Annotated in this window: 11 protein-coding genes; 9 read left to right on the top strand and 2 right to left on the bottom strand. The window is 44.3% G+C overall.

Annotation, left to right across the window (positions count from 1 at the left end; genetic code table 11):
- The first annotated feature begins 52 nt into the window (after positions 1 to 52).
- From codB to HPC38_RS04670, 6 genes are all read left to right on the top strand, one after another.
- Positions 53 to 1,273, top strand: coding sequence for a cytosine permease (gene codB, locus HPC38_RS04695; protein WP_208120126.1), 1,221 nt, complete (start codon positions 53 to 55; stop codon positions 1,271 to 1,273).
- A gap of 9 nt (positions 1,274 to 1,282) precedes the next feature.
- Positions 1,283 to 2,545, top strand: coding sequence for a cytosine deaminase (locus tag HPC38_RS04690; RefSeq protein WP_208120125.1), 1,263 nt, complete (start codon positions 1,283 to 1,285; stop codon positions 2,543 to 2,545).
- A 186-nt stretch (positions 2,546 to 2,731) separates the two neighbouring features.
- Complete coding sequence (locus HPC38_RS04685; RefSeq protein WP_208120124.1) at positions 2,732 to 3,700, top strand: tripartite tricarboxylate transporter substrate binding protein; 969 nt, start codon at positions 2,732 to 2,734, stop codon at positions 3,698 to 3,700.
- A gap of 26 nt (positions 3,701 to 3,726) precedes the next feature.
- Positions 3,727 to 4,182 carry a tripartite tricarboxylate transporter TctB family protein gene (locus HPC38_RS04680; protein WP_208120123.1) on the top strand — a complete coding sequence of 152 codons (456 nt, stop codon included), beginning with the start codon at positions 3,727 to 3,729 and terminating at the stop codon, positions 4,180 to 4,182.
- A gap of 9 nt (positions 4,183 to 4,191) precedes the next feature.
- Positions 4,192 to 5,694: a tripartite tricarboxylate transporter permease gene (locus tag HPC38_RS04675; protein ID WP_208120122.1), complete on the top strand. Its 1,503-nt coding sequence runs from the start codon at positions 4,192 to 4,194 to the stop codon at positions 5,692 to 5,694.
- A gap of 9 nt (positions 5,695 to 5,703) precedes the next feature.
- Entirely contained in the window at positions 5,704 to 7,065 is a 1,362-nt protein-coding gene (locus HPC38_RS04670) for a sulfatase-like hydrolase/transferase (RefSeq protein WP_208120121.1), read from the top strand.
- Between the two features lie 47 nt (positions 7,066 to 7,112).
- On the opposite strand, the gene HPC38_RS04665 is transcribed toward HPC38_RS04670, so the two are convergent.
- Together HPC38_RS04665 and xthA are read right to left on the bottom strand one after the other, a co-directional pair.
- Positions 7,113 to 7,883 (bottom strand): TIGR01619 family protein, encoded by a 771-nt coding sequence (locus tag HPC38_RS04665; protein ID WP_208120120.1) that lies wholly within the window; start codon positions 7,881 to 7,883, stop codon positions 7,113 to 7,115.
- Between the two features lie 10 nt (positions 7,884 to 7,893).
- Positions 7,894 to 8,697, bottom strand: coding sequence for an exodeoxyribonuclease III (gene xthA, locus HPC38_RS04660; protein ID WP_208120119.1), 804 nt, complete (start codon positions 8,695 to 8,697; stop codon positions 7,894 to 7,896).
- Between the two features lie 156 nt (positions 8,698 to 8,853).
- Here xthA and HPC38_RS10445 point away from each other — a divergent pair, with 156 nt between their 5' ends.
- The 3 genes from HPC38_RS10445 (at position 8,854) to HPC38_RS04645 (ending at position 12,098) form a co-directional block, all read left to right on the top strand.
- On the top strand, positions 8,854 to 10,770 hold the full coding sequence (locus HPC38_RS10445) for a L,D-transpeptidase family protein (protein ID WP_235977636.1): 1,917 nt from the start codon (positions 8,854 to 8,856) through the stop codon (positions 10,768 to 10,770).
- A 142-nt stretch (positions 10,771 to 10,912) separates the two neighbouring features.
- The gene (locus HPC38_RS04650; protein ID WP_208120118.1) at positions 10,913 to 11,470 is read left to right on the top strand and encodes a YcbK family protein; all 558 of its coding nucleotides are present in this window, start codon (positions 10,913 to 10,915) and stop codon (positions 11,468 to 11,470) included.
- A 1-nt stretch (position 11,471) separates the two neighbouring features.
- Positions 11,472 to 12,098: an MBL fold metallo-hydrolase gene (locus HPC38_RS04645; protein WP_208120117.1), complete on the top strand. Its 627-nt coding sequence runs from the start codon at positions 11,472 to 11,474 to the stop codon at positions 12,096 to 12,098.
- Positions 12,099 to 12,179 lie beyond the last annotated feature (81 nt).

Genomic DNA, 12,179 nt, shown 5'->3' with positions numbered 1-12,179 from the left:
ATTCTTGTGCAAATTGAGCCTATAATTTACGCGGTTTTTTATGAGGTGAGTTATGGCAAGTGAAAATTATAGTTTACAAGTTGTTCCACAGTCTGAACGTAAGGGTATGGTGGCATTAACGTTTGTGATGCTGGGATTAACGTTCTTTTCTGCGAGTATGTGGACGGGGGGGACGCTAGGCACATCGCTATCATTTGATGATTTTTTTATAGCGGTGTTGCTGGGGAATTTGATGTTGGGGATTTATACCTCTTTTCTTGGTTATATTGGTGCGAAAACGGGCTTAACAACACATATGTTAGCCCGTTATTCGTTTGGGGTGCGAGGCTCGTGGTTGCCTTCTGCTTTGCTCGGCGGCACGCAGGTGGGCTGGTTTGGTGTGGGGGTGGCGATGTTTGCTATTCCTGTCAATAAATTCACAGGGATAGATGTCAATACCTTGATTTTGCTCTCTGGTGGTTTGATGACGATTACGGTGTTTTTCGGCATCTCGGCGCTGACCGCACTTTCCGTGGTGGCAGTGCCTGCTATCGCCATTCTCGGGAGCTATTCGGTTTATCTTGCGATTAGTGATGTGGGTGGCTTGAGTGTGTTAGGAGGCATTTTGCCACAAAATACCATGAGTTTACCAATGGCGATTACCTTGGTGGTTGGCTCGTTTATCAGCGCAGGCACTTTGACTGCTGATTTTGTACGCTTTGGCAAGCGTGCGAAATATGCAGTGTTAATTACGATGATTGCCTTTTTCTTGGGTAACTCGTTAATGTTTATTTTTGGTGCAGCGGGGGCGGCGGTGAAAGGTGTGGCGGACATTTCCGATGTGATGGTGGCGCAAGGGCTATTGTTGCCAGCCATTATTGTGTTGGGGCTGAATATTTGGACCACGAATGATAATGCACTTTATGCCTCAGGCTTGGGCTTTGCCAATATCACGGGGGTGAGCAGCCGTATTTTGTCTGTGCTCAATGGGATTGTTGGCACGCTGTGTGCGTTGTGGTTGTATAATAATTTTGTGGGCTGGCTGACGTTTTTGTCAGCTGCCATTCCACCCATTGGCGGCATTTTGATTGCGGATTATCTCACTCGTCGTAAAGCCTATGCCGATTTTTCAAGCGCACATTTTGTCAACATAAACTGGGCGGCGATCATTGCCGTTGGGGTGGGGGTGATGTGTGGTAACTTTTTGCCAGGCATTGTGCCACTAAATGCGGTGATCAGTGGGGCGGTGGCTTATTTGGTGTTAAATCCTATTTTGCGCAAGCAGTTTGCCTAAGGAGGGAATATGTTAATTCAAAATGTGCGTATAGCAGGGCGTGAAGCGCGTTGGAATATTCAAATTGAAGAGGGACGTTTTTCCCACATTCAAGTGGCAGATAAGCCATTTCACACGACACAAGACATTATTGATGGCAGTGAGCTGATTGCATATCCGCCTTTTGTTGAGCCGCACATTCATTTAGATGCAACCCAAACTGCAGGGCAGCCAAAATGGAATCAATCGGGTACCTTGTTTGAGGGCATCGAGCGTTGGGCGGAACGCAAGGCGTTACTGAGCATTGATGATGTGAAAGCCCGTGCTTGGAAAACGTTAAAGTGGCAAATCGCCAACGGCATTCAGCACGTGCGCACGCACGTTGACGTATCTGATCCAACCTTGACCGCACTTAAGGCGATGCTTGAGGTAAAAAAAGAGATTGCGCCGTGGGTAGATTTGCAAATTGTAGCATTTCCACAAGAGGGCATTTTATCCTACCCTAACGGTGCACAATTGTTGGAAAAAGCGATGGAATTGGGCGCCGATGTGGTTGGTGGCATACCGCACTTTGAATTTACGCGTGAATATGGCGTGGAATCCATGCACATTGCCTTTGATATTGCTCGACGTTTTAATGCGCTGGTTGATATTCATTGCGATGAAATTGATGACGAACAATCTCGCTTTGTGGAAACGGTCGCCGCCCTGGCATTGAAATATGAGATGGGCGAAAAAGTCACAGCCAGCCATACCACAGCAATGCACTCTTATAATAATGCCTATGCCTCACGCTTATTTCGCTTGTTGAAATTATCCAAAATTCATTTTGTAGCTAATCCACTGGTGAATATTCACTTGCAAGGGCGCTTTGATAGTTATCCTAAACGCCGCGGGGTTACACGAGTGAAAGAGATGCTCAAAGCGGGTATTAATGTTTGTTTTGGGCATGATGATGTATTTGATCCATGGTATCCACTAGGGACTGCCAATATGCTGCAAGTGTTGCATATGGGGTTGCATGTGTGCCAATTAATGGGATACCAACAACTCAACGATAGCCTTACGCTGGTAACAGAGAATAGTGCTAAGGCACTGTATTTAAAGGATTATGGTATCATTGAGGGGAATAGTGCTAACTGCATACTTTTGCCTGCGGAAAATGGCTTTGATGCACTGCGTCGGCAAGTGCCAACACGCTATTCCATTCGCCACGGCAAGATTATTGCTCAAACCCAGCCTGCGCAAAGTACCCTTTTCCTCTCTGCACCTGAGAATATCTCTTATCGTTAACTAAAGTGCGGTTTTGTGACCGCACTTTACTTTTTGTAACAAAATTGTGATTTTTTCCTGAAAGTGTGATCGGTCTCACTTACACAATATGACAATCATCATAGAGTAATGGGCAAATCTCTTATACCCTAATGATGAGATTTTCGTTATCTGCAATCCTATATGTCATTATTGAAGGAGAACCCTATGAAACCATGGAAAAAATTGTTAAGTTTGAGCCTTGCCAGTGTACTTGGTGTGTCTTTATTTTCTGCACAAGCGAATGCGAAAACAGAAAACTGGCCAACAGGCCCCGTTACCATTATTACCCCGTGGGCTGTGGGTGGATTAGCTGACCAAGTGGCCCGCGCAATGACCGAATTTGGTAAAGCAGAATTTGGGCAACCATTGCTCGCAACCAATATCCTCGGTTCTGGTGGTGCAGTGGCGTTGACAGAATATGTGAAAGAAAAACCAAATTCAGACAAGATGATTTTTGGCGGTGAAGGCAGCTTTGCGATTGCGCCATTGACTATGAAAATTAGTTATAAATTTGATCAATTTGTGCCAGTGATCAATGTTTATTCTTCAACATTTGTATTCATTTCTAATCCAAAATTGAATATCAAAAACTTTGCAGATTTGGAAAAATTTGTCAAAGAGGGCAAAGTGGTGAAAATTGCTGCTAATGGCACTAACTCTTCTGAAGCCTTGCAATCTGCAGCGTTAATTGATGCGATGGGCGGTAAATTCAAAATCATTCCTTATGAAGGGGCTAATGAAGCTCTCACTGCCGTTGTGTCAGGTGAAGTGGATTTCGCAACCACCCACGCTTCATTGGCGAAAGAGTTTGTTAAAGCGGGCAGTGTGAACCCTGTGGTGGCCTTTGATGATAAACCACTCAAAGACGATGTGTATGATCTTTCCAGCGTGACCGAGCATGGCTATGACACTTGGATGACTAACATTTGTGCAGTGTTTATGCGTGCAGGAACAGATGAAGCCAATGTGCAAAAAGCCTACAATGCGCTGAAAAACATTATGCAAAATGAAAAATTCCAAGGCATTGCAAAAAATATCGGTGTTCGCATCGATATTCAAGATGGTGCTTGGGTGAAAAACTATATTGAATCCAGCATGACCAAAGCGAAAAAATACGCTGAGTTAGTGAAATAAGATTCAATAGATGAGTGGGGGTAACCATGAAAATTCAGATTAAACAAAATTTAGTGGGTGGACTTGTTTTTTTGATTTTTTCATCACTTTTGTGGTGGCTTATCCCTGCTCAAATTGTCATAAAAGACACTGCAGAGGCGATTAACTCGCAAACCTTTCCACGCATTATTGTTGGGTTAATGTGGCTTTGCAGTGTGATTTTGGTTGCCAAAGAGGTTGTCCTTTTGGTGCAAAAAAAGCCAGTTAAAGTTGTGGTGTTTGATCTTGTAGAGGAGTTTCGTTCACTGATTTTGATTGCGCTTTTAATCGCCTATTGGGGAATGTTAAAAGTGTTGCCTTTTTTGGCGGCTTCACTGCTTTTTGTGATTGCCTTTCTTGCGCTCTCGCGCTGTCGCAACTGGAAATATTATGCCATTGTGTGCACCACGGTGATTTTGGTGAGTGTCGTTTTCGAGCATATTTTGCACGTCAAATTGCCGTAAGGAGTGAGTATGTGGGATCATTTTGTTAATGGATTTAGTGCCTTTTTCTCGTTAAGTAGCTTTTTGTACATCAATCTTGGTCTGTTTTTAGGCATTATTTTTGGTGCTGTGCCAGGCTTGACGGTGATGTTGTGCTTGGTGCTGTTATTGCCGATTACCTACAATTTGGGCGCGATTGATTCGTTTATGTTCTTGCTTGGCATCTATTGTGCGGGCAGCTATGGTGGTTCTATTTCTGCCATTTTGATTCGCACGCCAGGTACGCCTCACGCCACTGCCACTATGATGGATGGTAATCCGCTCTCTCAACAAGGACATTCACAAAAAGCATTAAATATTGCGTTGTACGCGTCGTTTATCGGGGGAACATTCAGTGCTTTGGTGTTGTTATTCCTCGCCCCTGAAGTGGCCAAAGTAGCGTTAAAAATGGGATCACCTGAGTATTTTCTTATCTGTGCTTTTGGGTTAACGATTATTGCTGGGGTGAGTGGTGATAGCCTGTTAAAAGGGATTATTTCAGGTTGCTTGGGGTTATTTTTAGCCAGCGTAGGGCAAGATATTGTCGGCGGCGGTGTGATGCGCTTTACATTTGACAATATTTATCTCTATGGTGGATTTGACCTTGTGATTGTTTTAATTGGGCTGTTTGCCCTTGTTGAAATTATTAACAAAGGGCATTTGTTAGCCAAAACGGGATATGTTAAAAAGAATGAGAAAATCGAATTTGAGAATGAACGTTTAACCAAAAAAGAGTGGGGCAGAATGTCGAAGCCGTTGACGTTTTCTTCCATCATTGGCTCTATTATCGGGATTATTCCTGGCACAGGTGCGTCGATGGCGTCTTTTTTAAGCTACGATGTGGCGCATAAAATCTCTAAAAAACCTGATGAATTTGGCAAAGGCTCGATTGAAGGCATTGCCGCAGCGGAATCGGCGAATAATGCTGTAACAGGGGCAACCTTGATCCCATTATTAACGCTTGGCATTCCAGGCGATGGTGCTGTGGCCATTATGCTGGGGGCGTTGATGATCAACGGGCTAACGCCAGGGCCAAATCTATTTCAAAATCATGGCACCACTGTTTATGCCATTATGATCGGACTAATTTTTGTGAACTTGTTTATGTTATTGCAAGGCAAGTATTTGACTCGACTGTTTGCCAAAGTGGTGAAAGTACCCAGTCAAATTTTGGTGCCGATCATTGCAGTGTTTTGCTTTGCAGGTGCTTATTCGATCAAAAATTCGATGTTTGATCTTGGTACAGCCATTACCTTTGGGGTGGTCTCTTATGTGATGAGTAAGCTCGGCTTTTCAGCGATTCCTGTCTTGCTCGGCTTGGTGCTTGGTTCTTTAACCGAGAAAAATTTCCGTCGTTCATTAATGATTTCTGATGGTAATTGGGATATTTTCGTTACTCGACCATATGCACTGGCATTTTTCATTTTGTTAGTTTCTGTACTTTGTATGCTGATTTATAACAATTATAAAAAGGCTAAAAAAGCACGCCAATAAGGGGGAGTTATGGCTCGACCAAATATTTTATTTTATTTTTCCGACCAGCAACGCTGGGACACCATCGGTGCCTATGGGCAGCCTTTGGATGTGACACCGCACTTAGATGCCCTTGCGCGTCAAGGTGTATTGTTTGAAGAGGCTTACTCACCGCAGCCGGTGTGTGGGCCTTGCCGCTCGGTGTTTCAAAGTGGGCTTTGGCCAACTCAAACAGGCTGTTTTCGTAACAATATCGCTTTGCCATTAGACACGAAAACGCTGGCAGATTATTTCACTGAAAATGGTTATGAAACCGCTTATGTCGGCAAATGGCATCTGGCTAGCGACGGCGAGTTAGAATCCACGCCAACCATTGATTACACCATCACGGCGGTGCCACCTGAACGGCGTGGTGGTTATAAGGGCTTTTGGCGCGCAGCCGATGTGCTGGAGTTCACCTCCCATGGCTACGACGGTTATGTATTTGATGAAAATATGAATAAATGCGAATTCAAAGGCTATCGGGTGGATTGCATTACTGACTTTGCGCTCGAGTTTTTGGATCAATATGATAACGAAAAACCGTTTTTCATGACCATTTCACACATTGAGCCTCATCATCAAAACGACCACCACACCTATGAAGGTCCAGAAGGCTCAAAAACACGCTTTGAGCACTATCAACTTCCGCACGATCTCAAAGTGCTGCGTGGTAACGCCGATGAAATGTATCCTGATTATCTTGGTTGTTGCCGTAGTCTTGATGATAATCTTGGTCGAGTAATCGATAAACTCAAAGAAAAGGGGCTGTTTGATAATACGATCATTATCTACGCATCCGATCACGGATCACATTTTATGACCCGTAACAAAGATGCGCATTTAAATGGTTATGATGACTACAAACGCAGTTGCCATTCCAGCGCATTACATGTGCCGCTGATCATTGCAGGTCCTGGCTACAAAGGCGGGCTGCGGATTAAAGACTTGGTCAGCACCGCCAGCTTGCCGAAAACATTTTTAGCCATGGCGGGCATTGATGTGGGTGATAAGATGATCGGAGAAAACTTGCATGATGTGGTTGAACACCGTGACCCTGCGCGTAGAAATGCAATTTTTGCACAAATCAGTGAAAGCCGCATTGGACGCTGTATCCGCACGGATAAATATCTGTATAGCGTGTATGCACCGCGCGTGCATGGCGGTGCTCAGGGCGGCAGTGATGTCTATTGTGATGATTTTCTCTATGATCTAGAAAAAGATCCATATGAGCTGACTAATGTGGTGGCTGATCCTACTTATCAAGACATCAAAGCACAACTACGCGAGCAGTTGTGTGATTTGATGGAAGAGGCTAAAGAGTCACGCCCTGTTATTCGAGATAATGCCTAGGAAGGCAAAGTGCGGTCAGATGAGATTTCGACCGCACTTTTTTGACTTTAATGCAACGGCTTTTCTTGCTTTTGAATTTGGCATTCCCAGCCGTTGTACTCCCCTTCAAATTGATTGGCGCTATTATCGAAAGTTTTAACAAACTCGAAGATCGCATCATCACGCAAGACGAGATCGTGTTGCAAGATAACAAGGTAGTATGTCTCGTCGTTTTCTTGCACAGGCTCTTGGGTGTAATGAATGTCTAGTGCGCCAAACTCTTTCATGCAGTAATCAATAAACTCTTGCATCTTGTCCGCGTTGTCAAATTGAAATTTATGCGTAATAGGATGTGGTAAATCTAAATTAGCGCCCTCTTGGCTTAGGCTTTCTAGCGTTTGTGCGGTGGCGTTAATCTTCATTTCCAAAGGAGAAGGCAGGAGAAAATCAAAGTAAATATCACAATGGGGGTCGTGCTGCACACTAAAATCTTGGCAATGCTGACTGTCAAGGCAGGTCTTGAATTGTTCAGGATCATCACTGTAGAAATACACGGTGGTTTTATGCCCAATAATGATAAAGCCGACCAAAATGGTATTGCTTAACGCAATTAATGGCAGCAAGGTTTGAGAGAGATTGTCTAAGTGCGCTTCACACTGCCATTGCGATTCAAATACGTTTTGCCCATCCATGGTGGCATCAAACGGCAGTGAGAAAGACAGCGCATATTGCAAGCGCATTTCATCAAGGTGTTGCACCACGCCGATATTCACCATCACAAAGGCTTCTTGTTCATTGATCAAAGTGCGGTAGCTGTCCCATTGATATTGTGCGTCCATACTCGTGTCCTTATGCAAATTCGGTAAAAATCGGTGCGTGGTCTGACGGTTTTTCCATAGCGCGAATGTCAAGATCAATACCCGTTGCCACACATTTTTGTGCCAGCACGTGATCGGCTAAAATCAAATCGATCCGCAGCCCGCGATTATCATCAAAGCCTTTGGAGCGGTAATCAAACCATGAAAAACGATCGCAAACATCAGGATGTTGCGCGCGGAAGGTGTCAACCAAGCCTAAATCAAGCAGCGCGTTGAGCCATTGACGCTCTTCTGGCAAGAAGGAACATTTGCCTGTGCGTAGCCAACGTTTACGGTTTTCCTCACCAATGCCAATGTCTAAATCCGTTGGGCTAATATTCATATCACCCATAATCACGATCGATTGCCCCTTAGGGTGAACAGTGCTGACATAGTGATTGAGATCAGCATAAAACTTTTGCTTAGCAGGGAATTTGGTTTCGTGAGCACGGTTTTCCCCTTGTGGGAAATAGCCATTGATGACGGTAACGATACCATAAGGGGTATCAAGATCCGCCATAATCAGTCGGCGTTGCGCATTTTCATCATCACTGGCAAAGCCTTTGCGTACTGCCAGTGGTTTTTGCTTGCATAACAGTGCCACTCCATAGTGTCCTTTTTGCCCATGGTGAAACACATGATAGCCCAAATGTTCGACTAAATGATGAGGAAAATCTTCATCAGCGACTTTAATTTCTTGCAGCCCAATCACATCAGGGGTGTGTTTAGCAATAATAGCTTCAAGTTGGGCTGGGCGCGCACGCAACCCATTTATATTAAAAGAGATAAATTTCATGCTATTTCCTTACAATCTGTTAGCTCGCTAGTTTAGCAGAATTGTGTTGGAGTGTCTGTCCTTTTCCGTGTTGCAGATTGTATGTAAATTCTATTTTCTCAATTGGTTAATTTTTGTTAAAATGAGACGATTTTACTTTAACCCAAGGACCAAATCATGTTTACCAAAACAAAACTCGCTAAAGCATTGTGTGTGTCTGTCAGCGGGCTGGCGCTGGCTAGTACCGCTTTTGCAGAAAGCGACGGCACACTAGGGCAGCAAGTTGTGAATAAAACGGCTGAAACAATGCAAGCGGTGCAATCGGTGATTGATACACCATCTGATAACGAAAAAGGACAAAGCAACCCACTGACACCAGTGGAAGTGGCGCCTCAACCTGAAAATGCAACACAGTCGCCTGCTAACGAGCAGCTGGAACCCCACGAAAGTGCGGTTCCAGCCGTAACAGAAAAAATTCTGCAAGATGCTAAAGGGCAGCTAGATGAACAAGCAGGTACAACAGTTAATGGCCAAGAGTCATCAGCCACACTTGAGCAAAATGAAGCAGTTAAAGCCCAGCAAGCGCAACTGCTTACGCAATATAAAGCGCAATTACAGAAATTATTAGCAGGACAAAATGTGGTGTTTGCAACCGAGCTTGCTAAACTCTACGGCGAGCACGATTTTCAACCTCTGTGGAGCAATGCGCAAGCCACTCAAAGTTTTATGCGTCAATTGGTGCCGTGGGTGCTCAGTGGTGTGTCTAGTCAAGCGGCGCAGCAGCTCGGTGCAATTAGTCGCAGCAGCGACAAAATGCAACGCGATATTTTACTCAGTGACGCTTTTTTAAATTATCTGTATTACACACAAAATGTGCGCGGCGCACAACGTGCTTGGCTTTATGGTAATAGTGGTTATAAAGCCGCGTTGCCTAATCAGTCAAGTATTAACGCATGGAGTCAAGCCATTAATGGCAATAATACTAAAAACTTTGTGCAAGGTTTTGAGCCAAGTAATAAAAAATATAAAGCAACGGTAAATCGTATTTTGGCCTCGTTGCCATCAGGTGGCATTGCAAGCGTGGTGAGCGTGAGCGAAACACTCAAACCAGGTGATCGTTCCAGTGAAGTGAAAGATCTTGCCACTTTGTTGAAAAATAAAGGTTTTTATTCAGGCAGTATCAATGAAGAGGTTTACACTGGCGCACTTGTTGATGCGGTGAAAGCCTTTCAAGTACGCAATGGCTTAAGTGCTGATGGTGTGGTGGGGGCGAACACACGCAGCCGCTTGAACCCAGCCACAGTGTCGGCTGGCGGAAATCTATACAAATTGGCAATCAACGCACAACGCTTGCGTGTGTTGCCAAATGAGGTAAACGGTATCTTTGTTAACATTCCAACTTATCAATTGAACTATTATCGTAATGGTCAGTTGGTCTTAAATTCTAAAGTCATTGTGGGTAAAAAAGCACGCCCAACGCCTGTGTTGACAAGTCGTTTGAGCAATGTGGTGGTAAATCCACCTTGGAATGCGCCAACCCGTTTGATCAATGAAGACTTGATCCCGAAAGTGCGCCGCGATCCAAGTTATATCTATCGCAACGGCTACACCATTGTTGACGGTAAAGGGCGCACTATTGACCCTTACACCATCGACTGGGAAAATATGACCGCGAAAAAATTCCCATACCGCTTGCGTCAAGCACCAGGTGGCGACAGTGCATTGGGCAGCTTTAAATTTAATATGCCAAGTTCTGATGCCATTTATTTGCACGACACGCCATCACGTGGTCTCTTTTCTCGTTCAGATCGCGCATTAAGCTCTGGTTGTGTGCGTGTGCATAAAGCCGATGAATTGGCCACCTTGTTACTTAATGAAAACGGCTGGACAACAGCGCGCAAACAGCAAGTGTTGGCGAGCAAAAAAACCACCTCAACTAATTTGAGCAAACGTGACGACGTCTATTTGTATTACGTTACAATGTGGGTGGGCAGTGATGGCCAAATTCACACAGCTCCAGACATTTATAATCACGACAGAAAATTAGGCAAAACCAATATTAATTGGGCAAATATCAAAAAAAGCTTAATTTAAACGTGATAGAAATCGCAAAAATTAAAAAAGCTATTGAAAAATAGCTTTTTTTATGTTTTTCTAGTCAAAATTTTGAGGGATGATTAAAACTAATTCTTATTTTTATTGTCTTATTTTCACCGAAACTACTTTTTAATGAATGATGACAGAAACGAACCAACAACGTCGTAAATGGCTTGCATTAGGTGGCATTGTGCTTGGCAGTGCGCTAATGCCGACGGAACTGTTAGCTGCCGTCTCAACGCCAAAGCCCCGTATTTTAAGTTTTCGTAATATTAACAATGGCGAACGTTTAACGTCGCAGCTGGTTAATGGCAAAATCACCAGTGCCGCGGTGTTACAACAGCTGAATTATTTTATGCGTGATCGTCGTTCTCAGCAAGTCACACGGATGGATCCTAAGCTATTTTTCAAACTTTACCATATTCAGAGCCAATTAGGGCTGCGTAATACTGAAATTCAAATTGTGTGTGGGTATCGTGCGCCAGCAACCAATGCTGCAATGCGTCGTCGTAGCCGTGGCGTTGCCAAAAATAGCTACCATACGCGTGGTCAGGCGATTGATTTTCGCATTGATGCCGTTTCGCTTGCTCAGGTGAGAAAAGCGGCTATGGGGCTGAATAATGGTGGCGTAGGTTATTATCCACGCAGTAATTTTGTACACATTGACACAGGTCCTGTGCGCACTTGGCGAGGTTGATATGCATGTGGAACTGATTCCTGTTTCGGCGTTTCAACAAAATTGTAGCCTCATTTGGAATGATGATAAAAGTGCGGTTATCATTGACCCAGGTGGTGAAAGCGCGCGTTTAATTCAATTTATCGAAGAGCATGGTCTGAAGCTGGAGAAGATTTTACTCACTCATGGGCACCTTGACCATGTGGGGGCGGCGAAAGCCTTGCAAGATCATTTCAATGTCGAAATAATTGGGCCGCACGTTGACGATCAATTTTTGTTTGACTCCTTACCTGAGCAGTCTGCTCGTTTTGGTTTGCCTGAAATCAGTCCATTTTTGCCTGATTGCTGGCTCACGGAGGGCGAACAAATCACCTTCGGTGATATGACATTCGATGTGTTGCACCTGCCAGGGCATACCCCCGGACATATTGGCTTTATTGAAAAAAGTAAAAACGTGGGATTCACAGGGGATGTGCTATTTCACGGTAGCGTTGGGCGCACAGACTTCCCACGCAGCAATCATGCTGATTTAATTCACGCCATCAAAACCAAATTGTTCGCATTTAATGACGATCTGATCATTATCCCTGGTCATGGGCCAGCGACCAATATTGGGCGAGAGCGCAAGCTCAACCCGTTTGTACAATAAAAAAGTGCGGTTTGTGACCGCACTTTTGTTTTTTCCGCACTTTACTAATTCACATCGCACGTTAGATTAATCCTGACCGCA

It is taken from the genome of Spirabiliibacterium pneumoniae (assembly GCF_014884995.1).
In the GTDB taxonomy this organism is placed as follows: domain Bacteria; phylum Pseudomonadota; class Gammaproteobacteria; order Enterobacterales; family Pasteurellaceae; genus Spirabiliibacterium; species Spirabiliibacterium pneumoniae.
The sequence above is the reverse complement of the archived record's forward strand: the minus strand, read 5'-3'. Positions and strand labels throughout refer to the sequence as shown.